This is a genomic window from Micromonospora auratinigra, from assembly GCF_900089595.1.
Taxonomy (GTDB): Bacteria; Actinomycetota; Actinomycetes; order Mycobacteriales; family Micromonosporaceae; genus Micromonospora; species Micromonospora auratinigra.
Window position 1 is genome coordinate 3952828 of the sequence record NZ_LT594323.1, and the last position, 22012, is coordinate 3974839.

Here is a 22012-nt window from a genome sequence, read left to right on the forward strand (position 1 = left end):
TCACGGCCACGAGTCCTCCCCGATGGTCCCGGCGTGCCGGATCGGCGGCGCTTTCCCGACGCGACCGTCGGTAAACGGTGGGGTCAGCCGGTCACCACGATCGCGTCGTGCACCTCGCGGACGCCCGGCGTGGCCCAGGCCGCCCGGTCCGCCTCCTCCCGCTGCCACCAGGAGCGGACCACCCCGTCGAGCCACACGGTGTCGCCGCTGACCCGCACCTCGATCCGCTCGGTGCCGGTCCGCCGGAACAGCACCCGTCGCAGGTCGCGCCGGTTCTGCTCGTCGCTCGGTGGCGCGGGCGGGCGGACCTCCACCAGGTTGGTGACGCCGCGTACGCCGCGCAACCGGCGCAGCTCCCGTTCGGCGGTACGCCGCTGGAATCCGTACTCCACCTCGCCGCGGAGCATCACCCAGCCGTCGGCCACCGTCACGTCGAGCCGCTCGGCGGGCACGAAGCTGTCCCATTCCAGCGCCCGGCCGGCGGCGATCGCGATGTCGGCGTCGGTGCGCAGCTCGGCCGCCGGCAGGCGTACCTCGAGGTCGCTGGCGACGGCGCGGACCCCGGCCACCCGGTGGGCGCAGCGCTCGGCGGCCCAGCGCCGGGCGTAGCTGTCGACCTGCCCGGTCAACGTCACCACGCCGTCGGCGACGGTCACCCCGATCTCGGTCGGCCGGGTCTGCGCGTCCCAGTCGAGTTCGGCGAGCACGTCCCGCTGGATCTCCGGATCGGTACGCAGGGTGGCGCTGGTCGTCATGCCCCGACCCTCCCGCCCGACGGGGTGAGCCGGGCTCACCCGCCCGGGGTGAACCCCCGCGAACGAGGAGCGGGGCGGCGGGTGGCGGAGCCAACCCCCTTGGCTCCGCCACCCGCCGCCCCTTCAGGAGGGAAGGTCTGTGTCGTTATGACGTCTCGGCGAGCGTCACGGTTGCCGTCTGGGCGGAACCGTTCCGCTTGAATTCCACCTGTACCTTGTCGCCGACCTTGCCGGCCTGGACCGCGCCGACCAGGTCGTTGGAGTCGTTGATCGGCTGGTCGCCGAACTTGGTGATCACGTCGCCGCGCTGGAGGCCGGCCTTGTCGGCGGCGCTGCCCGGGGTGACGGCGGCGACCAGCGCCCCGCCGTCCTCGGCGGCGTTCACGCTGACGCCGAGCGACGGGTGGCTGACCTTCTCGCCGCGCTGGAGCTTCTCGGCCACGTCCTTGGCCTTGTTGCTCGGGATGGCGAAGCCGACGCCGATGTTGCCGTTGCTGCCCTGCCCGGCGGTGGCGATGGCGGTGTTGATGCCGATCACCTCGCCGCGGGTGTTGACCAGCGCGCCACCGGAGTTGCCCGGGTTGATCGGGGCGTCGGTCTGCAGCAGGCCGGAGATCGAGCTGGCGCCCTGCTGCGGGTTCTGCTGCTGGCCGCCCTCACCGGCGGAGATGGTGCGGTCCCGGGCGCTGAGGATGCCGGCGGTCACCGAGCCCTGCAGGCCGAGCGGGCTGCCCAGGGCGAGCACCTGGTCACCGACCTGCATGCCGTCGCTGTCGCCGAACTTGGCCGCCTTGAGGCCGTTCACCCCGGTGGCCTTGACCACCGCGAGGTCGGTCTTCGGGTCGGTCCCGACGATCTTCGCCTGGGCGCTCTTGCCGTCGGCGAAGACGACCTTCACGGTGTCGCCGTCGGCGGAGGCGACCACGTGGTTGTTGGTCAGCACGTACCCGTCGGCGGTGAGGATCACCCCGGAGCCCTCACCGCTGCCGGTCATGATCGTGACGATGCTGTCCTGGACGGAGGCGGCGATCTTCGGCAGGTCGGCACTGTTGATCACCGGGGCGGCCGAGTAGGTGCGGGTGATCGTGCCGCCGCCACCGTCCACGGCGAGCGCCAGCGCGCCGCCGGCCACGCCGGAGCCGAGCATCAGGGCCAGCACCAGCGCGCCCGCGCCGACGAACTTCCCGGCCCGACTCGGCCGGGCCGGCTGCTGCGGCCCCCACGGCTGGCCGGCCTGGTGGGGCTGGTGGGGCTGCCCGTACGGCTGCGACGACTGGTACGGCGGCACCGGGCCGGCGTGCGGCTGGTAGCCACCGGACTGCGGGTACCCGCCCTGCTGCGCCCAGGCGTTCTGCTGCTGCCCCCCGTACCACGGCTGCTGCCCCTGGTACGGCGGTGCGGACGGGGTCACCGGCGGCGGCGCGTACGGCGAGCCGCTGTGGCTCGGGCCGGCCTCGGCGGCCGGGTGGGCGGGGGTGGCGCCGGCAGCGGTTCCGGCGGCCGGGGAGTCGGCCGGAACCGGCGCGGCGGCCGGGGAGGCGGAGCCCGTGTCGGGCTGCCCGCCCTGGGCGCGCAGCTCGGTGGTCGAGTCCGACTGCCCGGTTCCGGTGCGGGGCAGCTCGGCGGTGGGGTGCGACGGCTCGGCGTCGGCGGGAGCCGGCGTCCGCTGCGGGTCGGTCTCGTGCTCGGTCATGGCTCCACCTTGCCCGCTCGCTCTGCGACCACCCTGGAACCCGCCTGAAAGTTTTCTGGGAGTCACTCGCCGGTCTCGGGCGTCTCCGGCAGCAGCGGCAGCTTGACCCGGAAGGTCGCCCCGCCGCCCGGCGTCTCGACCGCCTCGACGGTGCCGTGGTGCGCCGCGACCAGCGCGGCGACGATGGCCAGGCCGAGCCCGGTGCTGGTCGGGCCGCCGGCCCGCCGGGTCCGGGCGGCGTCCACCCGGTAGAACCGTTCGAAGACCCGTTCGGCCTGCTCGGGGGTGAGCCCGGAACCGGTGTCGGCGACCTCCACCACGGCCAGGTTGCCGGGCTCGGCCCGCAGCCGCAGGGTCACCGCGGCGTCCGGCGGGGTGTGGGTGAGCGCGTTGGTCATCAGGTTGCCGATCACCTGACGCAGCCGGGCGTCGTCGCCCAGCACCACCAGCGGCCCCACGCCCGGCTCGATCTCCAGCTCGATCCGGCGCTCCGGGTCGACCACCCGGGCCGCCTGGACCGCGTCGGAGGCGAGCACCGGCAGCTCCACCGGGGCCAGCGAGATCGGCCGTTCCCGGTCCATCCGGGCCAGCAGCAGCAGGTCCTCGACCAGCAGCCCCATCCGGGCCGCCTCGTCCTCGATCCGGCGCAGCAGGCCGGCGGTCTGCTCGGGCTGCCGGGCCGCACCCTGCCGGTACAGCTCCGCGAAGCCCCGGATGGTGGTCAGCGGGGTACGCAGCTCGTGCGAGGCGTCCGCGATGAACTGCCGCATCCGCTCCTCGGAGCGGCGGGCACGGGCCTCGGAGGCCTGCGCCGCCGCGGCGGCGTCCCGCGCCCCCACCTCGGCGGTACGCGCCGCCGCCTCGGACGCCGCCCGGGCGGTGAAGGCCGCCTCGATCTGGGCCAGCATCGCGTTCAACGCCCGGGACAGCCGGCCCAGCTCGGAGGTGGGGCAGTCCCGCCCGTGTTCGGGGTCGGGCACCCGGCGGGTGAGGTCGCCACCGGCGATGGCGGCCGCGGTGCGCTCTATCTCGACCAGCGGCTTGAGGCTGGTCCGTACGATGCCCGCGCCCACCGAGGCCAGGATGATCAGCACCGCCCCGCCCACCAGCAGGTCGATCCAGACCAACTGCCGGACGGACTGGTCGACGGCGATGAGGTGCTGTCCGAACGCGATGACGCGACCGTCGGGCAGCGACGCGTAGTACATCCGCCACCGGGTCCGCCCGTCCACCGAGCGGACGGTGAAGGGGTCGCCCTCCTGCGCCTGGTAGCCGGCGTAGTCGGTGGGGAACGGCGGCAGTTCCTCGTCCCGGAGCCCGGTGTAGCGGGTGGGGGCGTCCACGCCCTCACCCGGAGTGGCCTGGGCGGCGACGAAGTCCGAGGGAATGGTCACCTTCACCGGACTGCCGCCAGCCTCGTTGAGCAGCCGGGCCGTGTTGGTCACGCCGCCGCGGAGCTGGTCGTCGACCTGACCGATGAGGTAGTTGCGGAGCAGGAACGCGGTCAGCCCGCTGATCACGACCAGGGCGACGGCGACCAGGGCGAGCACCGCCGCGACCAGCTTGACCCGCAGCGGGATGCTCCGCAGCCGTCCCTTGCCCTCCTCGACGAGGTTCACGCCGCCGGCTTGCGCAGCACGTACCCGACCCCGCGCAGGGTGTGGATCAGCCGGGGCTGGCTGTTGTCGACCTTGCGCCGCAGGTAGGAGATGTAGGACTCGACGATGTTGTCGTCGCCCCGGAAGTCGTAGTTCCAGACGTGGTCGAGGATCTGCGCCTTCGACAGCACCCGGTTGGCGTTGAGCATCAGGTAGCGCAGCAGCTTGAACTCGGTCGGCGAGAGCTGGACCCGCTGGCCGGCCCGGTGCACCTCGTGCGTCTCCTCGTCCAGCTCCAGGTCGGCGAAGGTGAGCCGGGAGGGCGCGTGTTCGCCGGTGGCGGTACGCCGCAGCACGGCGCGGATCCGGGCGGTCAGCTCCTCCAGGCTGAACGGCTTGGTGACGTAGTCGTCGCCGCCCAGGGTCAGCCCCCGGATCTTGTCGTCGGTGGCGTCCCGGGCGGTCAGGAAGACCACCGGGGTACGCGTACCGCCCTCGCGGAGCATCCGGATGACCTCGAAGCCGTCGAGGTCGGGCAGCATCACGTCGAGGACGACCAGGTCGGGCCGGTGGTCCTTGGCGGCGTTCAGCGCCGCGCTGCCGCTGGTCGCGGTGGCCACGTCGAAGCCCGCGAAGCGCAGGCTCGCGGAGAGCAGCTCGAGGATGTTCGGGTCGTCCTCGACGACGAGCAGTCGGGCCTCGGTCTGGGTAGCCACCATGGGGCCCATCATCCGCGCTCACCCTGCGGTCGCGCTGGGTGCTTCCTGGAAACAACCTGTGAGCCGCGCCGCCGGGCGGGGTCAGCGGAGCAGGCGGCGCAGGCCGTCCAGCGCGCCGTCGAGCACCCGGATCGCGGTGCGCAGCTGCACGTCGGTGAGGCGGCCGGCGCGGACCAGCGCGCCGACCTCGACGGTGAACGCGGCGAGCCGCTGGTCGAACTCGGCGAGCAGCGGCGACTCACCGGCCGCCGGCCGGACGGCCGGCCCGGCGGTACGCACCGGCGGCGGCTCCCGTCGGGTCTGCCGGGCCGCCTCGCGCAGCTCCCGCTTGAGGTCGCGCACGGAGCCGCGTACCTCGGTCTGGATCTCCCCGGCGAGGGCGGCGAGGTCCTCCACGGAGGCACTGATGTCGGACTCCAGGGTGGCCAGCTCGCCGGCGCGCTGCCGCAGCTCGGCGCGGCCCCCGTCGGTGATGTCGTAGACCTTGCGGCCACCGGCGGCGGTGTGGGTGACCAGCCCTTCGGTCTCCAGGCGCTGGAGCCGGGGGTAGATGGTGCCGGCGCTCGGCGCGTACAGGCCGAGGAAGCGCTCCTCCAGCAGCCGGATCAGCTCGTAGCCGTGCTTGGGACCGTCGTCGAGGAGCTTGAGCAGGTAGAGCCGGAGCCGCCCGTGGCTGAACACGGCGGTCACGGCTGCTCCTCCAGGTCGGCGTCGTCCGCGACGGGCCGGGCCAGCAGCGCGATGCTGCCCGAGGTGGCGGAGACCGAGAGCTTACCCGCGCCGCCACCGAGCACGCCGTGGCTGTCCTTCATCGGGCCGAACCCCGACTTCGTGGTGACCTGCGGGAAGCCGCTGGTGATCCGGCCGGAGGTGGTGTTCAGGTGCACGGTGAGGTCGCTGTCCTCGCGGACCCGCACGGTGATGCCGCCGGAGATGGTGGTCAGCCGGATGTCGCTGCCCCGGGGGTTGTCCAGGTCGCAGGTGATCGCCCCGGAGACGGTGGTGGCCCGGACCCGCTCGGGGGCGCTGTCGGCGAGGATCAGCTCGCCGGAGACGGTGTCCAGGGTCAGGTCGCCGCCGACACCGAGCGCCTCCACCGGCCCGGAGACCAGCTTGGCGACGGTGCGCCCGCGCAGCCCCATCAGGGTGACCTGCCCGGAGGTGACGTCGACGGTGGTGTCCCGGCGCAGGCCGGAGGCGACCAGCGCGCCGTCGACCAGTTGCAGGTCGGCGAGCACGTCGGCGGGGACGGCGACGGAGACCTCGGCGCGGAACCGGCGGCCGAGCTGCCCCAGCCACCAGAGCAGCCCCGGCCAGCGCGGCGGGCGGGGGTGGCGGACGCTCAGCCGGCCGTCGCGCACCTCGACGATGACCGGACGGCTGCTCACCCGGGTGACGTCGACCCGGGCCGGGCCGTCGGTGCCGACCACGTTGAGCCGGCCGGTGATGAGGCGGACGTCCAGCCGGGTGACCGGTTCGTCCAGGGTGATCCGCTGCGGGCTGTCGACCGTCCAGCTGGCCATGGGTGTCCTCCCCTCGGTGACGCGCCGTCGGCACGTCGAGCAACACCCGAAGAGTAACGCGATACATCGCGACTGAACAAGACTGTTACGCGATATGTCGCGTACTGGTCAGGCGGCGAGATCCAGCTCCACGGCGCGCAACCGGACCGGGGTCAGGTGCACCGCCGACTCGGCGGCGCGGGCCAGCACCCGGCGGTCCGCGTCCCGGTCCGGGTGCAGCGCCGCGCCCACCGCCACCGTCACCGTCAACTCCGGGGCGGCGAGCACCCGGCGCAGCGACGTCCAGAGCGTCTCCTCACCCAGGAAGGCGGCCACCGGCCCGGCCCCGGCACACCGGTAGCCGAGGCGGAGCGGGACGACCGGGGCACCGGCGTCCACCGCCGCCTGGAACACCGCCGGCCGGAACCCCCGGGCCGGCCGGCAACCGCTCGCCGCCCCGCACCAGGTGGTGCCCTCCGGGAACACGGCCACCGGGTGGCCGGCCCGCAGCGTGGCCGCCACCCGGGCCACCGTGGCCGGCAGCTCACGCGGGCGGGACCGGTCCACGAAGACGGTGCCGGCCGCCCTGGCGAGCAGGCCCACCACCGGCCAGTCCCGCACCTCGCGCTTGGCCAGCAGCCGGGCCGGCGCGACCGCCAGCACCGCCAGCACGTCAAGCCACGAGACGTGGTTGGCGACCAGCAGCGCCCGGCGGCGCGGCAACCGGCCCCGGACCGAGAGGCGTACGCCCAGGACCCGCAAGGTGCCCCGGGCCCAGCCGCCCAGCGCCGCCCGCCGCTCCGGCGCCGGGAGCACCGGCAGCAGCACGGCCAGCGCCGCGCCGACCAGCAGCATCCCGAGCACGCCGAGCAGCCGGGCGGCCCGGACGGTGGACGGCACGGTCGGGCCGCCGGTGCCCGGCAGGCAGTCCGGGCCGCAGCCGGAGACCGGCCGCCACAGCGTCCCGCCGGTCACGACGGCTCCCCGCCCAGGAAGTGCCGCAGGTAGCGCGGGTTCATCCGGTCCAGCGAGAAGAGCACGTAGAAGTCGGCGCAGCCGAAGTCCGGGTCGTACGCCGGCTCCCCGCCGATCCACGCGCCGAGCCGCAGGTAGCCGCGGAGCAGCGGCGGGACGAGCGCCCGGCGCGCCGCCGGGTCGACCGGGCCCGGGGCGACGGCCGGCGCCTCGGCGAACCAGGGCCGCCGGGGGGCGACCCGCAGCGGCGGCGGCGCGAGGTGCCGCGCGGTGGCCTGCGCCCAGACCTCGGCGGCGGCGGTCCCGCCGTCGGCCACCGGCACCGAGGCGCAGCCGCCGAGCCAGCGCGAGCCGCGCAGGTGCAGGTAGCGGGTGATCCCGGCCCACATCAGGTTGATCACGGCACCGGACCGGTGGTCCGGGTGCACACAGGAGCGCCCCGCCTCGACCAGGTGGTCGCGGAGCGGGGCGAGCGCGGTCAGGTCGAACTCGGTGTCGGCGTACCGACGGTCGGTGCGTCCGGGCGGGAGCAGCCGGTAGGTGCCGACCACCTCGCCGGTCCCCTCCCGCAGCACCACCAGGTGGTCGCAGTGGGCGTCGAACTCGTCGGTGTCCAGGCCGGCGGCGTCCGGGGGCAGGACGGCGCCGAGTTCGGTGGCGAACACCTCGTGACGCAGGCGTTGCGCGGCCGCGACCAGGGTCGGGTCGTCGGCGATCAGCAGGGTGTATCCGCTGGTCGTCAGGGGTGCGCCAGCGGCGTGCAGAACGGCCATGTCCCCTGTGTAGGTGCCCCGGGTTGCCGCCGTCGGTGACCGGGCGCGTCGATCCGGTGAACGGCCGCCGACACGCCGGTGGGGCGGTCCGTGCGAGGCTGCGGGCGGGCCGGCGACGCGGCCGGGCCCGGGAGTGACGGCGGAGGACGAGCATGATCATCGAATCCCGGTTCCACGGGCCGGCCGGATCGGGCAACGGCGGCTGGAGCGCCGGCGTCTTCGCGGCGGTCGTCGACGACCGGGGGCCGGTGGAGGTCACGCTGCGCCGGCCGCCGCCGCTGGACACCCCGCTGACCGTGGACGGCGACGACGTCCGCGACCCGGACGGCCAGGTCGTCGCCCAGGTACGCCGGGTCGAGGAGTTCACCGCCGTGGTCCCGCCGGTCGACCGGGCCACCGCCGAGGCCGCCGCCGCGGCGTACCCGGGACTGGTCGAACACCCCTTCCCGGGCTGCTACGTCTGCGGTCCGCAGCGCCCGGACGGGCTGCGGATCTTCCCCGGCCGGCTGCCGGACGGGCGGACCGCCGCGCCGTTCCGCGCGCCGGAGCAGGTGGTGCCGGCGACGGTCTGGGCCGCGCTGGACTGTCCCGGCGGCTGGGCGGTGATCGCCCCCGGCCGCCCGTACGTGCTGGGCCGGATCGCCGCGGTGGTGCGGGCGCTGCCGCGCCCCGGCGACGCGTGCGTGGTGACCGGGGTCGAGGTCGGCGGCGCGGGCCGCAAGGCCGAGGTCCACTCCAGCCTGTACGGCCCGGACGGCGACCTCCTCGGGTACGCCCGGGCCACCTGGATCGCGCTCCCGCCGGCCTGATCTCTCCTCCCTGAGGATGACGCCCTCCTTCCCCGGCGGGAGGAGAACGTAGGTACCTCGCCTGATTGACCAGGTTGCGCGGGGTTGCCAGGCTGTGCCACGGCGCCTTCCGCAACGGCGTCCCAGCGGCGTGCCCCGCGCGCCGCGGCAGGAGAGGAGAACGATGTCCGACGGGCAGTGGAGCCCCAGCGCCGGGACCGGCCAGATCGTGGTGTCCGGACTGACCAAGCAGTACAAGAACGTCCGGGCGGTGGACGATCTGTCCTTCACCGTCGAACCGGGTCGGGTGACCGGCTTCCTCGGCCCGAACGGCGCCGGTAAGACGACCACCCTGCGCATGCTGCTCAACCTGGTCACGCCGACGGCCGGTACGGCCACCATCGCCGGGCACCGGTACGCCGACCTGGCCGATCCGCTGCGTTCGGTCGGCGCGGTGCTGGAGGCGTCCAGCGCGCACAAGGGCCGCACCGGGATCAACCACCTGCGGGTGATCTGCGCGGCGGCCGGGCTGCCCGCGCAGCGGGCCGACGAGGCGCTGGCGCTGGTCGGGCTGACCCCGGCGGCGAAGCGCAAGTTCAAGGGCTACTCGCTGGGCATGAAGCAGCGGCTCGGGATCGCCGCCGCGATGCTGGGCAACCCGCAGGTGCTGATCCTCGACGAGCCGGCCAACGGCCTGGACCCGGAGGGGATCCGCTGGATGCGCGGCTTCCTCAAGGGGCTGGCCGCCGAGGGGCGCACGGTGCTGGTCTCCAGCCACCTGCTCTCCGAGATGCAGCTGCTCGCCGACGACGTGGTGATCATCGCGGCCGGCAAGCTGGTCCGGCAGGGTCCGGTGGACCAGGTGATCGGCTCGATGGCGCACGGCGGGCGGGTGCGGGTGCGCACCCCGCAGGCCGAGGAGCTGACCGCCGCGCTGCGCGAGCAGTCGGCGACGGTGGACACCGACGCGCACGGCGCGCTGCTGGTGACCGGGGTGGACGCCCCGACCGTCGGCCGGGTCGCCCTGGCCGCGAAGGTGGAGCTGCACGAGCTGGCCACCGAGCGTCCCGACCTGGAAGGGGTCTTCCTCGAACTGACGGCCGGAAAGGCGGAGATCCGATGAACCTGGTCCGCTCCGAGCTGCTCAAGATCCGTACCACCAACACCTGGTGGATCTTCGCCCTGATCACCCTCCCGCTCTGGGGCCTCAGCCTGCTGTTCAACTGGCTCCAGGCCGAGACGCTGACCAACATGAGCGACGCGCCGGCCGAGCAGGCCGACCAGATCCAGGCCGCCGCCAGCGCGGACAGCCTGGCCGCCAACTTCTACACCAACGGCCAGTTCTTCGGGCTGCTCATCGTGATGCTGCTCGGGATCGTGGTGGTGACCAGCGAGTTCTTCCACCAGACGGTGACCACCACGTTCCTCACCGCGCCGCACCGCAGCGCCGTGATGGTGGCCAAGCTGGTCGCCGCGGGCGTCCTCGCGCTGGTGTTCTGGCTGGGCACCACGGTGCTCAACCTGATCTTCGGTCCGCTGGTCCTGCACTCGGTGGACGTCGGCGCGCACCTGGGCAGCGGGGCCGTCTGGCGGGCGGTGGCCCTCAACGGGCTGGCCTTCCTGCTCTGGTCGGTGCTCGGCGTCGGGCTGGGCGTGCTGATCCGCAGCCAGATCGGCGCGACGGTGACCGGCATCCTGCTCTACCTCGGCGGCACCATCGGCGCCGCCATCGCGATCGGCCTGCTGGCCCAGAAGTTCGGTGACTGGATCAACAAGCTCCAGTTGCTCGTGCCGTCGCTGGCCTCCAGCCTGATGGTCACCGGCGCCGAGATCCCCGGGAACCCGCCGCGCTGGGCGGGGGCGGCGGTGCTGATCGGCTACGCCGTCGTGACCGGCGCGATCGGCATCATGACCATCCGCCGGCGCGACATCTCCTGAGTCGACCGGCGAGGCGGCCCCGGCCGGTGACCACCCGTCACCGACCGGGGCCGTCCGTGCTCTAGCAGGAGTCGACGGGACACGCAGCGTTTGCCGAACTTCTGGCATCTTCTGTGAAACGGACCACCAGCCGGAGGCGAGAATGCCTGCGCCTTTTCCACGGCGTAGCCTGGGACCCGTCCCGTGTGCCCGGAATCGGCGGCGGATGACACCGCGTGACATACCGAACCCGCGTGAAAGAGGCGATTAGCGGCCGTGTCGACCCAGCAGACTTCGCAGGAGAACCCACTGGCGGGTTTCGGCCCGAACGAGTGGATCGTCGAGGAGATGTACCAGCGCTATCTCGCCGACCCCTCGAGCGTCGACTCGGCCTGGCACGACTTCTTCGCCGACTACCGACCCTCCCCCGGCGCGGCCACGCCGCGCCCCGAGGCGCGGCCCGCGCCGGCCGCCGAGCCGGAGCCGGCCGAGCAGCAGGAAGCGGTCGCCCAGGTCACGCAGAAGCCGGCCGCCAAGCCGGCCGCCGCCCCGGCGAAGCCCGCCGCCAAGCCGGCCGAGCAGGCCGCCAAGCCGGCCGCCTCGGCCCCGGCGAAGAAGGCCGCCCCGGCCAGGCCGGCCGCCAAGGCGCCGACCGCCAGCGCCGCCGGCACCACCCCGCTGCGCGGTGTCGCCGCGAAGATCGTCCAGAACATGGACGCCTCGCTCGCCGTGCCGACCGCGACCAGCGTCCGCGCGGTCCCGGCGAAGCTGCTGGTGGACAACCGCATCGTGATCAACAACCACCTGGCCCGTGGCCGTGGTGGCAAGGTCAGCTTCACCCACCTGGTCGGGTACGCGATGGTCCGGGCGCTCGTCGAGCACCCGGAGATGAACAACTCCTTCGCCGAGGTCGACGGCAAGCCGGCGATGGTCCGCCCGGAGCACGTCAACCTGGGCATCGCCATCGACCTGGCCAAGCCGGACGGCTCCCGCAACCTGGTGGTGCCCTCCATCAAGGCCTGCGAGCAGATGGACTTCCGGCAGTTCTGGCAGGCGTACGAGGACGTGGTCCGGCGCGCCCGCCGCAACGAGCTGACCATGGAGGACTACGGCGGCACCACGATCTCGCTGACCAACCCGGGCGGCATCGGCACGGTGCACTCGATCCCGCGCCTGATGCAGGGGCAGAGCGCCATCATCGGCGTCGGCGCGATGGAGTACCCGGCGCCGTACCAGGGCATGAGCGAGGCGACCCTGGCCGAGCTGGCGGTCAGCAAGATCATCACACTGACCAGCACCTACGACCACCGGATCATCCAGGGCGCCCAGTCCGGCGAGTTCCTCAAGGTGATGCACGAGCTGCTGCTCGGCGAGCGCGGCTTCTACGACCAGATCTTCACCTCGCTGCGCATCCCGTACGAGCCGGTGCGCTGGGTGCAGGACGTGGCCGTCAACTCCGAGGGCCAGATCAACAAGACCGCGCGGGTGCACGAGCTGATCCACGCGTACCGGGTGCGCGGGCACCTGATGGCCGACACCGACCCGCTCGAGTTCAAGATCCGCAAGCACCCCGACCTGGACGTCCTCCAGCACGGGCTGACCCTGTGGGACCTGGACCGGGTCTTCCCGGTCAACGGTTTCGCCGGCAAGCAGCGGATGAAGCTGCGCGAGATCCTCGGCGTGCTGCGCGACTCGTACTGCCGCCGGGTCGGCATCGAGTACATGCACATCCAGGACCCGGAGGAGCGGCGCTGGATCCAGGAGCGGATCGAGCGCAAGTACGAGAAGCCCAGCCGCGACGAGCAGAAGCACGTGCTCAACCGGCTCAACGCCGCCGAGGCGTTCGAGACCTTCCTGCAGACCAAGTACGTCGGCCAGAAGCGCTTCTCGCTGGAGGGCGGCGAGTCGCTGATCCCGCTGCTCGGCGAGGTGCTGGAGTCCTCCGCCGAGGCCGGGCTCGACGAGGTCGTCATCGGCATGGCCCACCGGGGCCGACTCAACGTGCTGGCCAACATCGTCGGCAAGCCGTACGAGAAGATCTTCTCCGAGTTCGAGGGGCACCTCGACCCGCGCTCCACCCAGGGCTCGGGCGACGTGAAGTACCACCTCGGCCAGAACGGCAAGTTCACCACCCCGGACGGCGAGCACGCGGTCAAGGTGTCGGTGGTGGCCAACCCGTCGCACCTGGAGGCCGTGGACCCGGTGCTGGAGGGCATCGTCCGGGCCAAGCAGGACCGGATCGACCTCAAGCTCGAGGGCTACACCGTGCTGCCGCTGGCGGTGCACGGCGACGCCGCGTTCGCCGGTCAGGGCGTGGTCGCCGAGACGCTCAACCTGTCCCAGCTGCGCGGGTACCGCACCGGCGGCACCGTGCACGTGGTGGTCAACAACCAGGTCGGCTTCACCACCGCGCCGGAGTACAGCCGCTCCAGCCTCTACAGCACCGACGTGGCCCGGATGATCCAGGCGCCGATCTTCCACGTGAACGGCGACGACCCCGAGGCCGTCGTCCGGGTGGCCCGGCTCGCCTTCGAGTACCGGCAGGCGTTCAACAAGGACGTCGTCATCGACATGGTCTGCTACCGCCGGCGCGGGCACAACGAGGGCGACGACCCCTCGATGTCCAACCCGGAGATGTACAAGATCATCGACTCGAAGCGGTCGGTCCGGAAGCTCTACACCGAGGAGCTGATCGGGCGGGGCGACATCACCGTGGAGGACGCGGAGGAGCTGCTGCGCGACTACCAGGGCCAGCTGGAGCGGGTCTTCAAGGCCACCCGGGACGCGGCCACCACGCCGCGCCAGCTCAGCCGCCCGAAGCGCGAGGAGGAGCCGGAGCCGCAGGTCGACACCGCGACCGACGCCAGCGTGGTCAAGGCGATCGGCGAGGCGCACGTCAACCTGCCGGAGGGCTTCACCCCGCACAAGCGGATCCAGCAGCTGCTGGAGCGGCGGCGCAAGATGTCCGTCGAGGGCGGCATCGACTGGGGCTTCGGCGAGATCATCGCCTTCGGCTCGCTGCTGCACGACGGGGTCACCGTCCGGCTCGCCGGGCAGGACTCCCGCCGGGGCACCTTCGTCCAGCGGCACGCCTCGATCGTCGACTCGAACACCGGTGACGACTACCTGCCGCTGAAGTCGCTCACCGGCGACGGCGAGCGGTCCCGCTTCTTCGTGCACGACTCGCTGCTCTCCGAGTACGCCGCGATGGGCTTCGAGTACGGCTACTCGGTCGAGAACGTCAACGCGCTGGTGGCCTGGGAGGCCCAGTTCGGCGACTTCGTCAACGGCGCCCAGTCGGTGATCGACGAGTTCATCTCGTCCGGCGAGGTGAAGTGGGGCCAGCGCTCCGCGGTCACCCTGCTGCTGCCGCACGGGCACGAGGGCCAGGGCCCGGACCACACCTCCGGCCGCCCGGAGCGGTTCCTCCAGCTCTGCGCCGAGGACAACATGCGGGTGGCGATCCCGACCACCCCGGCGAGCTACTTCCACCTGCTGCGCCGCCAGGCCCTGTCGCCGAAGCGCAAGCCGCTGGTGGTGTTCACGCCGAAGTCGCTGCTGCGGCACAAGCTCTGCGTCTCGCCGGTGGAGGACTTCACCTCGGGCACCTTCCAGCCGGTGCTGGGCGACACCGCCGCCCCGGCCCCGGAGCAGGTGAAGCGGGTGCTGCTCTGCTCGGGCAAGGTCTACTACGACCTGTTCCAGGCCCGGCAGGAGCGGGGCGTCACGGACACCGCGATCCTGCGGATGGAGCAGCTCTACCCGCTGCCCGTCGAGGAGATCCGGGCCGCCCTGGCCCAGTACCCGAACGCCGAGGACTTCGCCTGGGTCCAGGAGGAGCCGGCCAACCAGGGTGCCTGGTCGTTCGTGGCGCTCAACCTGCTGGAGCACCTGAGCGACGTCCGGCTGCGGCGCATCTCCCGCCCGGCCGCCGCCGCCCCGGCGGTCGGCTCGGCGAAGATGCACGAGGTCGAGCAGAACGCGCTGATCGAGGCGGCGCTCCCCCGCCCGTGACCTGATCGGCAGCGGCCCGCCCCGGTACCGGGGCGGGCCGCTGCCGTACGACGAGAGGACGAATCGTGTACTTCACCGACCGTGGCATCGAGGAGCTGGTCGAGCGCCGGGGCGACGAGCAGGTCAGCCTGGAGTGGCTGGGCGAGCGGCTGCGCGACTTCGTCGACCTGAACCCGGAGTTCGAGACGCCGATCGAGCGCTTCGCCACCTGGCTGGCCCGGCTGGACGACGAGGACGACGAGTGACCGACCGGTGACCGATTGACGCCGTCCCCTTCGTCGCGTCCACTTGAGGGAAGCGGCGGGTGCATCCCGGCCGCACCCCGGCGCGACGGAGGGGGACGCAGATGGACACCGGAACCCGCAGGCCACCGCAGGACGCGCTGACCGTACGCCAGCTCCGGCTGGGCGTCGGCGTGGTGGGCATCGCCCTGCCGCTGGTGCTGATCGTCGGGCACATGGTCGCCGTCGGGCGGCTCACGCTCGTCGACTCGCTCAGCGGCTACTACTACACCGAGGTGCGGGACGTCTTCGTCGGCGCGCTGTGCGCCATCGGGGTGTTCCTGATCAGCTACCGCTACCGCCGCCCCGACGACCTGCTGGGCACGGTCGCCGGGGTGCTCGCCGTGGTGGTGGCGCTCTGCCCGACCACGATGGGCGCGCCGGCCGGCAGCACCGGCCAGGGCGACCGGCTCGTCGGCGTGGTGCACCAGGTGGCCGCCGCGACGCTCTTCGTCCTGCTCGCGGTCTTCTGCCTCTTCCTCTTCACCCGCCCGGACCGGGTCGGCGTGCCGCCCCGCCCGGCGGCCGTCCGCTTCTACCGGAGTTGCGGCGCGCTCATCCTGCTCGCCATCGGGGGCGCCCTGGCCGGCGCGCTGCTGCCCGCCGACGTCCGGCAGGAACTCAAGCCGGTGCTGTGGTGCGAGACGGTCGCCGTGTTCGCCTTCGCCGCCGCCTGGCTGGCCAAGAGCGACGCCCTGCTGCGGGCCGCCACGCCCACCGACGAGACCGGCGTCGAGCGGCCCGCCCCCGCACCGGCCCGACCCTGACCGGGCGCGTTCCGGGGTGAGCGGGCCCGGGCCCAAGGACCCGGGCGAGGTAGGGCGCGATCTTGTAGCGTGGGGTCGTGGCGCGCAGCGTGTACCTGACCAGCGTGGGCTCGGGCGGGGGCAAGTCGACGGTCGCCCTCGGGCTGGCCGAGCTGCTCTCCCGCCAGGTCGAGCGGATCGGCGCGTTCCGGCCGCTGGTCCCCGGGCGCGGGCCGGACCAGATCCTCGCCCTGCTCACCGAGCGCTACCGGGTCGACATCCCCGTCGACGAGCTGTACGGCTGCACCTGGGCCGAGGCGACCGCCCTGGTCGCGGACGGCCGGCGGGAGGAGCTGATCTCCCGCATCGTGGCCCGCTACCGGGTGGTCGAGCGGCGCTGCCCGGCCGTGGTGGTGGTCGGCAGCGACTTCGCCGACGGGGACGGCGCCGGCCCCCGCGAGCTGGCCTTCAACGCCCGGCTGGCGACCGAGTTCGGCAGCGTCGTGGTGCCGGTGGTCGACGGGTACGGGCAGCCGCCCGAGGCGATCGCCGCGGCGGTGCGCGGGGCGTACCACGACCTGGCGGACCTGGGCGCGACCGTGGTGGCCGTGGTGGCCAACCGGGTGCCCGAGCCGATGACGCTGCCGGAGCTGCCCGTCCCCGCGTACGCGATCCCGGAGGTCGCGGCCGTGTCGGCGCCGACGGTGGCCGAGGTGGCGGCGGCGCTCGGCGCCACTCTGCTCGCCGGCGACCAGGCCGCGCTCGACCGCGACGTGCTCGACTTCGTGGTGGGCGCGGCGCACGTGCCGACGCTGCTCGACCACTTCACCGACGGGGCCCTGGTGATCACCCCGGGCGACCGGGCCGACCTGCTGGTGGCGGCCGGCGCGGCGCACGTGGCCGGGCAGGTCTCGCTGGCCGGGCTGGTGCTCACCCTCGGCGAACAGCCCGACCCGCGGGCGATGCGGCTGCTGGACCGGCTGGGCACCGGGCTCGCCGTGCTCTCGGTGACCAGCGACAGCTACGACACGGTCGCCGCGTCCAGCCGGATCGAGGGCCGACCCAGCGTGGACAACCCGCGCAAGGTGGAGGCCGCGCTCGGTGCCTTCGAACGCTGCGTGGACACCGTCGACCTGGCCCGCCGGCTGCGGGTCAGCAGGTCCGAACGGGTCACCCCGCTGATGTTCGAGAACGACCTGATCGACCGGGCCCGGGCCCGCCGCCGCCGGCTGGTGCTGCCGGAGGGCACCGAGGAACGGATCCTGCGCGCCACCGAGATCCTGCTCCGCCGGGGCGTGGCCGACCTGACCCTGCTGGGCCGCCCCGACGAGGTCGCCCGGCGCACCCGGGAGCTGGGCATCGACCTCGGGGACGCGCAGGTGGTCGACCCGCGGACCAGCGAGTGGCGCGACGAGTTCGCCGAGGCGTACGCGAAGCTGCGCGCCCACCGGGGCGTGACGGTGGAGCTGGCGCACGACATCGTGGCCCAGCCCAACTACTTCGGCACCATGATGGTGCAGGCCGGGCGGGCCGACGGGATGGTCTCCGGGGCCACCCACACCACGGCGGCCACCATCCGGCCGGCGTTCGAGATCATCCGGACCGTGCCCGGCGTCTCGGTGGCCTCCAGCGTCTTCTTCATGCTGCTCGCCGACCGGGTGCTGGTCTACGGCGACTGCGCGGTCAACCCGGACCCGGACGCCGCCCAGCTCGCCGACATCGCCCTCTCCTCGGCCGACACCGCGGCCCGGTTCGGCATCGAGCCACGGGTGGCGATGCTGTCGTACTCGACCGGCGACTCCGGCTCCGGCGCGGACGTGGAGAAGGTCGCGGCGGCCACCCGGCTGGTCCGGGAACGCCGGCCGGAGCTGCTGGTGGAGGGGCCGATCCAGTACGACGCGGCGATCGACCCGCAGGTCGCGGCCACCAAGCTGCCGGACAGCCCGGTGGCGGGACGGGCCACGGTCTTCATCTTCCCGGACCTGAACACCGGCAACAACACGTACAAGGCGGTGCAGCGCTCGGCCGGCGCGGTGGCGGTCGGCCCGGTCATGCAGGGCCTGCGGCGACCGGTCAACGACCTCTCCCGGGGCGCCACCGTGCCGGACATCGTGAACACCGTGGCGATCACCGCCATCCAGGCCGCCGCACTCTCGGAGGAGCTCGCGTGACCGACCGCATCCTGGTCCTCAACTGCGGCTCCTCGTCGGTCAAGTACCGGCTGTACGACGGCGAGCGGGTCCTCGACAAGGGCACCGTGGAACGGGTCGGCGAGCCCGGTGGCGGGCCCGCCGACCACGAGAGCGCGGTCCGCGGGATCATCGACCGGCTGGACCTCGACGGGCTGACCGGGGTCGGGCACCGGGTGGTGCACGGCGGCCGGCGGTTCAGCGCGCCGGTGCTGATCGACGACGCGGTGATCGCCGCGATCGAGGAACTGGTGCCGCTCGCCCCGCTGCACAACCCGGCGAACCTGGCCGGCATCCGGGTGGCCCGGGAGGCGTTGCCGGACGTCGGACAGGTGGCCGTCTTCGACACCGCGTTCCACCACACGCTCCCCGAGGCCGCGGCCACCTACGCGATCGACCGGGAGACCGCCGAGCGCCACGACATCCGCCGGTACGGCTTCCACGGCACGTCGCACGCGTACGTCTCGCGCCGGGTGGCGGAGCTGCTCGACCGGCCGTACGCCGAGCTGAACACCATCACCCTGCACCTGGGCAACGGGGCGAGCGCCTGCGCGGTCGAGGGCGGCCGGAGCGTGGCCACCTCGATGGGCATGTCGCCGCTGGAGGGCCTGGTGATGGGCACCCGCAGCGGCGACATCGACCCGACGATCGTGTTCCACCTGCGCCGCGAGGGCGGCCTGGGGGTGGACGAGATCGACGACCTGCTCAACCACCGCAGCGGCCTGCTCGGCCTGACCGGCGTCAACGACATGCGCGAGGTGCTGGCCCGCCGGGACGCCGGCGACCCGGCCGCCGCGCTCGCCTTCGACGTCTACTGCCGCCGGATCACCGGCTACGTGGGCGCGTACTACGCCCTGCTCGGCCGGGTGGACGCGATCGCCTTCACCGCCGGGGTCGGCGAGCACGCCGCGCCGGTACGCGAGGCCGCGCTGGCCGGCCTGGACCGGCTCGGCGTCGCCGTCGACCCGGCCCGCAACGCCGCCGACGGCGACCGGGTGATCTCACCCGCCGGGGCGGAGGTCACGGTCTGCGTGATCGGCACCGACGAGGAACGGGAGATCGCTCGGGAGACCCGGGACGTACTGGGCCGCTGAGCCCGGTCCTGGGTCAGGGGGAGCAGCAGGGGCGCAGCCGGTGGGGCAGGTTCCCCCGGCGCGCTCAGGCGAGCGCGAGCCAGGCGACCAGGGCGACGACCACGACCGCCGCGCCGATGCCGGCGATCAGCGGCAGCCGGGACGGAGTCGGGGCCGCCGCGGCCGTGTCCGGCGCGTCGACGAAGGCGCGGAACTGCGCGGTGTTGCCGCTGGGGTCGGTGTGGTTCTCAGCCATGCGCGTGACCATAGCGAAGCTCGGCCGGCCGGAAGGTCCCGCCGGGCCGGTGCTCACGGAACACCGGCCGAGTGGTGACGCGGAGCGGTCCGGACGGCGGGCCCGGCGGCCCACCCGGCCGCCTACCGTGCGGGCATGGGTGCGCAGCGGCTGGTCGCCGTGCTGGTGACGGCGCTGCTGGCCGGCTGCGGTCCGGCCACCTCCGCGACCGGTGAGCCGGCCCCGGCCGCCCGGCACGCGCCATCGGGGACGTACCCGGTCGGGGTGCGGCAGTTCGTCGTCGACCCGGGCGGACCCCGGCCGCTGCCGGTCACCGTCTGGTACCCGACCGGCCGGGCCGCCGACGACCCCGCCGGGTCGTCGGGCGCACCGCCGGTACGCCCCGACGCGCCCGTGGCCGCCGGCCGGTTCCCGGTGGTGGTCTACGCCCACGGGCTGCTCAGCCTGCCCGAACTGCACGCACCGCTGACCACCCGCTGGGCCGCCGCCGGTTTCGTGGTGGCCGCGCCGACGTTCCCCCGGACGAACCTGCGGTCGCGGAACTTCACCCGGGGAGACATCCGGCACCAGCCGGCCGACGGGTGGCGACTGATCCGCCACCTGGTCCGCCTCGACGCCGGACGTGGCGACCCGCTCGTCGGGCACCTGGACGTGGCCCGGTTCGCCGCGGCCGGTCACTCGGCCGGAGGCTTCACCACGGCCGGCATGTTCGTCGCGGGGCACTCGGCGCGGCTGCGGGCCGGCATCGTGATCGCCGGCGGTGGCCTGGCCGGCAGCTTCGCCGGGCCGGCCGCGCCGCTGCTGTTCGTGCACGGCGGCGCCGACCCGATCGTGCCGGAGTCCGTCGGCCGGGCCGGGTACGCCCGCACCCTCGGACCGGCGGCCTTCCTCGGCCTGCCCGGCCAGGGTCATGGCGAGTACCTCACCCCGGGCCGGCCCGGCTTCGCCCAGGTCCTCGTCACCACCACCGACTTCCTCCGCGGCACCCTCTACGACGACCGGGCGGCCCTGCGCCGCCTCCGCACCGACGCCACCCTCCCCGGCGTCACCACCTTCGCCACCCGTCGGCTCCCCACCTGACCGACCTGGCGGGGCGACGCCGGGACGGGGTCGGCGGGTAGCGTCGCGGCGTGGACGGGCTGGCGGGGCGGCAACTGGACGCGATCCGGCAGGTGCTGGAGGTGGCCGGGGCGGCCGGGGTCGCGGTGTGGCTGCGCGGCGGCTGGGCGATGGACTTCCACCTCGGCGAGGTGACCCGGCCGCACGTGGACGTCGACTGGTACTGCTGGCGGCCCGACGCGACGACCCTCGCGGCCCGACTCGGCGGCCACGGCTGGCGGCCCGATCCCCGGGTGCCGGCCGACACGCAGCCCGACCTGCTCCGCGACGACGTCGAGCTGAGCTTCGCGTACCTGGACCGGGACGACCGGGGCCGGCTGGTGGTGGGCGGCGGACCGTGGGCCGGCACGCCGTTGCCGGACGGGATGCTGGCCGCCCCGCCGGGGCGGATCGGCCCGCTCACCGCGCCGGTGATCAGCGTCGCCGCGCAGATCGAGTTCAAGGAGATGTACCCGGTCTGGATGCCGCAGCGCCCCCGCCGCCCGAAGGACGCCGGTGACCTGGCCCGACTCCGGGACAGCCGGGACGGCCACCGGCCGCGCTGACCGGCGCCGGCCGGGACCGGCACCCGCCTCGCCGATCCGGGCCGGCAGGGACCGCGCCGCGAGGCACTATTGACGTCATGCGCCGTCGCCCCGCCGCTCTGGTCACCGCCGCCCTGCTCACCGCCGGACTGGCCGGGTGCTCCGGCGGGGCCGCCCCGGCCGGGCGGGCCGTGCCGGGTCTGTCGCCGCAGCCGAGCACACCCGCGCCGCGGGTGCCCGCCGGACACGCGCCCACGGAGAGCTTCGCGGTCGGCGTACGCCGGCTCGACCTGAACCGCGACGGCGACCGCCCGCTGCCGGTGACGATCTGGTACCCGGCCCGGGGCGCGGCCGGTGGGACGCCGCAGCGGTCCGCGCCGGCCGCCACCGGTCGGTTCCCGGTGGTGATGTTCAGTCACGGGCTCGGCGGCCGGCCGGAGGACTACCAGCTGCTGCTGAGCCGCTGGGCGGCGGCCGGATTCGTGGTGGCCGCGCCGAGGTTCCCGCACACCGGCGCGGGCGGCGACGGCAACCCGCTCGACGTGCTCAACCAGCCGGCCGACGTGTCGTACGCGCTGACCCGGGTGCTGGCCCTGGACACGAAGGCCGGCGACCCGCTGCGCGGCCGGCTGGACGCCGAGCGGGTGGCGGCGGCCGGGCACAGCGCCGGCGGGGTGACCACGATCGGGCTCTTCACCGCCGGGCGGGACGAGCGGCTGGACGCCGGCATCGTCTTCGCCGGTACGGCCCTCGGCGTCGGCACCGGGTTCGCGGGGGCGGCCGCCCCGCAGCTCTTCGTGCACGGGGAGGCCGACGAGGTGGTGAGCTACGCGTCCGGCAGGGCGGTCTACGACGCGGTGCCCTGGCCGAAGGCGATGCTCAGCCTGCCGAAGGGCGACCACGGTCGGGCGCTGCTCGGCGACGGGCGGGCGCTGCGGGTGGTGGCCGACACGACGGTCGAGTTCCTGCGCTGGACGCTCTACGGCGACGCGGCCGCGAAGCGGCGGCTGCCCACCGACGCCGCGCGCGGCAACCTGGCCACCCTGGACGACCACCTCTGACGGCGGCCGTCCGGGGCGGATCCCACACC

General features: G+C 74.0%; 20 protein-coding genes. 11 read left to right on the plus strand and 9 right to left on the minus strand.

Annotated features, from left to right (window positions below; translation table 11 throughout):
* Nucleotides 1–83 precede the first annotated feature (83 nt).
* The 8 genes from GA0070611_RS17545 to GA0070611_RS17580 form a co-directional block, all read right to left on the minus strand.
* Nucleotides 84–755, minus strand: coding sequence for a BON domain-containing protein (locus GA0070611_RS17545; RefSeq protein ID WP_091665571.1), 672 nt, complete (start codon nucleotides 753–755; stop codon nucleotides 84–86).
* Nucleotides 756–900: 145 nt separating this feature from the next.
* A complete protein-coding gene (locus tag GA0070611_RS17550; protein WP_091665574.1) occupies nucleotides 901–2448 on the minus strand; it encodes a trypsin-like peptidase domain-containing protein in 1548 nt (515 codons plus the stop codon).
* Between the two features lie 62 nt (nucleotides 2449–2510).
* Complete coding sequence (locus GA0070611_RS17555; protein WP_091665576.1) at nucleotides 2511–4067, minus strand: HAMP domain-containing sensor histidine kinase; 1557 nt, start codon at nucleotides 4065–4067, stop codon at nucleotides 2511–2513.
* Nucleotides 4064–4765, minus strand: a complete 702-nt coding sequence (locus GA0070611_RS17560; RefSeq protein ID WP_091665578.1) for a response regulator transcription factor — start codon at nucleotides 4763–4765, stop codon at nucleotides 4064–4066. Before GA0070611_RS17560 ends, GA0070611_RS17555 begins: the two co-directional genes overlap by 4 nt.
* Nucleotides 4766–4846: 81 nt before the next feature.
* Nucleotides 4847–5455 (minus strand): PadR family transcriptional regulator, encoded by a 609-nt coding sequence (locus tag GA0070611_RS17565; protein ID WP_091665580.1) that lies wholly within the window; start codon nucleotides 5453–5455, stop codon nucleotides 4847–4849.
* A complete protein-coding gene (locus GA0070611_RS17570) occupies nucleotides 5452–6288 on the minus strand; it encodes a DUF4097 family beta strand repeat-containing protein (RefSeq protein ID WP_091665582.1) in 837 nt (278 codons plus the stop codon). The genes GA0070611_RS17565 and GA0070611_RS17570 overlap by 4 nt, the downstream gene beginning before the upstream one ends.
* Nucleotides 6289–6396: 108 nt before the next feature.
* The gene (locus GA0070611_RS17575) at nucleotides 6397–7242 is read right to left on the minus strand and encodes a lysophospholipid acyltransferase family protein (protein WP_091665585.1); all 846 of its coding nucleotides are present in this window, start codon (nucleotides 7240–7242) and stop codon (nucleotides 6397–6399) included.
* Nucleotides 7239–8015 carry a GNAT family N-acetyltransferase gene (locus GA0070611_RS17580; RefSeq protein WP_091665588.1) on the minus strand — a complete coding sequence of 259 codons (777 nt, stop codon included), beginning with the start codon at nucleotides 8013–8015 and terminating at the stop codon, nucleotides 7239–7241. The genes GA0070611_RS17575 and GA0070611_RS17580 overlap by 4 nt, the downstream gene beginning before the upstream one ends.
* A 152-nt stretch (nucleotides 8016–8167) precedes the next feature.
* Here GA0070611_RS17580 and GA0070611_RS17585 point away from each other — a divergent pair, with 152 nt between their 5' ends.
* The 8 genes from GA0070611_RS17585 to GA0070611_RS17620 all read left to right on the plus strand — a co-directional run bounded on the left by GA0070611_RS17585 (nucleotide 8168) and on the right by GA0070611_RS17620 (nucleotide 19044).
* A complete protein-coding gene (locus GA0070611_RS17585; protein WP_091665590.1) occupies nucleotides 8168–8824 on the plus strand; it encodes a hypothetical protein in 657 nt (218 codons plus the stop codon).
* Between the two features lie 163 nt (nucleotides 8825–8987).
* The gene (locus tag GA0070611_RS17590; protein WP_091665593.1) at nucleotides 8988–9926 is read left to right on the plus strand and encodes an ABC transporter ATP-binding protein; all 939 of its coding nucleotides are present in this window, start codon (nucleotides 8988–8990) and stop codon (nucleotides 9924–9926) included.
* Nucleotides 9923–10741: an ABC transporter permease gene (locus GA0070611_RS17595; RefSeq protein ID WP_091665595.1), complete on the plus strand. Its 819-nt coding sequence runs from the start codon at nucleotides 9923–9925 to the stop codon at nucleotides 10739–10741. The genes GA0070611_RS17590 and GA0070611_RS17595 overlap by 4 nt, the downstream gene beginning before the upstream one ends.
* A 255-nt stretch (nucleotides 10742–10996) precedes the next feature.
* Nucleotides 10997–14734: a multifunctional oxoglutarate decarboxylase/oxoglutarate dehydrogenase thiamine pyrophosphate-binding subunit/dihydrolipoyllysine-residue succinyltransferase subunit gene (locus GA0070611_RS17600; RefSeq protein ID WP_091665597.1), complete on the plus strand. Its 3738-nt coding sequence runs from the start codon at nucleotides 10997–10999 to the stop codon at nucleotides 14732–14734.
* A 65-nt stretch (nucleotides 14735–14799) separates the two neighbouring features.
* Nucleotides 14800–14979: a DUF6104 family protein gene (locus tag GA0070611_RS17605; RefSeq protein WP_089009804.1), complete on the plus strand. Its 180-nt coding sequence runs from the start codon at nucleotides 14800–14802 to the stop codon at nucleotides 14977–14979.
* A 101-nt stretch (nucleotides 14980–15080) separates the two neighbouring features.
* Complete coding sequence (locus GA0070611_RS17610; RefSeq protein WP_197675729.1) at nucleotides 15081–15782, plus strand: DUF998 domain-containing protein; 702 nt, start codon at nucleotides 15081–15083, stop codon at nucleotides 15780–15782.
* Nucleotides 15783–15859: 77 nt separating this feature from the next.
* Nucleotides 15860–17932 (plus strand): phosphate acetyltransferase, encoded by a 2073-nt coding sequence (gene pta / locus GA0070611_RS17615; RefSeq protein WP_091665599.1) that lies wholly within the window; start codon nucleotides 15860–15862, stop codon nucleotides 17930–17932.
* A complete protein-coding gene (locus tag GA0070611_RS17620; protein WP_091665602.1) occupies nucleotides 17929–19044 on the plus strand; it encodes an acetate/propionate family kinase in 1116 nt (371 codons plus the stop codon). The genes pta and GA0070611_RS17620 overlap by 4 nt, the downstream gene beginning before the upstream one ends.
* A 64-nt stretch (nucleotides 19045–19108) precedes the next feature.
* Here GA0070611_RS17620 and GA0070611_RS31335 read toward each other — a convergent pair whose 3' ends face one another.
* Entirely contained in the window at nucleotides 19109–19279 is a 171-nt protein-coding gene (locus tag GA0070611_RS31335; protein ID WP_167604439.1) for a hypothetical protein, read from the minus strand.
* A 135-nt stretch (nucleotides 19280–19414) separates the two neighbouring features.
* Here GA0070611_RS31335 and GA0070611_RS17630 point away from each other — a divergent pair, with 135 nt between their 5' ends.
* From GA0070611_RS17630 to GA0070611_RS17640, 3 genes are all read left to right on the plus strand, one after another.
* A complete protein-coding gene (locus tag GA0070611_RS17630; protein WP_091665607.1) occupies nucleotides 19415–20359 on the plus strand; it encodes an alpha/beta hydrolase family protein in 945 nt (314 codons plus the stop codon).
* Nucleotides 20360–20409: 50 nt separating this feature from the next.
* A complete protein-coding gene (locus GA0070611_RS17635) occupies nucleotides 20410–20943 on the plus strand; it encodes a nucleotidyltransferase domain-containing protein (RefSeq protein WP_091665609.1) in 534 nt (177 codons plus the stop codon).
* Nucleotides 20944–21020: 77 nt separating this feature from the next.
* Nucleotides 21021–21983, plus strand: coding sequence for an alpha/beta hydrolase family protein (locus tag GA0070611_RS17640; protein ID WP_091665611.1), 963 nt, complete (start codon nucleotides 21021–21023; stop codon nucleotides 21981–21983).
* The last annotated feature ends 29 nt before the right edge of the window (nucleotides 21984–22012 follow it).

What these genes read in the sequence shown, in the direction of transcription:
- GA0070611_RS17545 (WP_091665571.1), bottom strand. Translation starts at nt 755, where the DNA reads ATGACGACCAGCGCCACCCTGCGTACCGATCCGGAGATCCAGCGGGAC.
- GA0070611_RS17550 (WP_091665574.1), bottom strand. Translation starts at nt 2,448, where the DNA reads ATGACCGAGCACGAGACCGACCCGCAGCGGACGCCGGCTCCCGCCGAC.
- GA0070611_RS17560 (WP_091665578.1), bottom strand. Translation starts at nt 4,765, where the DNA reads ATGGTGGCTACCCAGACCGAGGCCCGACTGCTCGTCGTCGAGGACGAC.
- GA0070611_RS17570 (WP_091665582.1), bottom strand. Translation starts at nt 6,288, where the DNA reads ATGGCCAGCTGGACGGTCGACAGCCCGCAGCGGATCACCCTGGACGAA.
- GA0070611_RS17580 (WP_091665588.1), bottom strand. Translation starts at nt 8,015, where the DNA reads ATGGCCGTTCTGCACGCCGCTGGCGCACCCCTGACGACCAGCGGATAC.
- GA0070611_RS17585 (WP_091665590.1), top strand. Translation starts at nt 8,168, where the DNA reads ATGATCATCGAATCCCGGTTCCACGGGCCGGCCGGATCGGGCAACGGC.
- GA0070611_RS17590 (WP_091665593.1), top strand. Translation starts at nt 8,988, where the DNA reads ATGTCCGACGGGCAGTGGAGCCCCAGCGCCGGGACCGGCCAGATCGTG.
- GA0070611_RS17595 (WP_091665595.1), top strand. Translation starts at nt 9,923, where the DNA reads ATGAACCTGGTCCGCTCCGAGCTGCTCAAGATCCGTACCACCAACACC.
- GA0070611_RS17610 (WP_197675729.1), top strand. Translation starts at nt 15,081, where the DNA reads ATGGACACCGGAACCCGCAGGCCACCGCAGGACGCGCTGACCGTACGC.
- GA0070611_RS31335 (WP_167604439.1), bottom strand. Translation starts at nt 19,279, where the DNA reads ATGGCTGAGAACCACACCGACCCCAGCGGCAACACCGCGCAGTTCCGC.
- GA0070611_RS17630 (WP_091665607.1), top strand. Translation starts at nt 19,415, where the DNA reads ATGGGTGCGCAGCGGCTGGTCGCCGTGCTGGTGACGGCGCTGCTGGCC.
- GA0070611_RS17640 (WP_091665611.1), top strand. Translation starts at nt 21,021, where the DNA reads ATGCGCCGTCGCCCCGCCGCTCTGGTCACCGCCGCCCTGCTCACCGCC.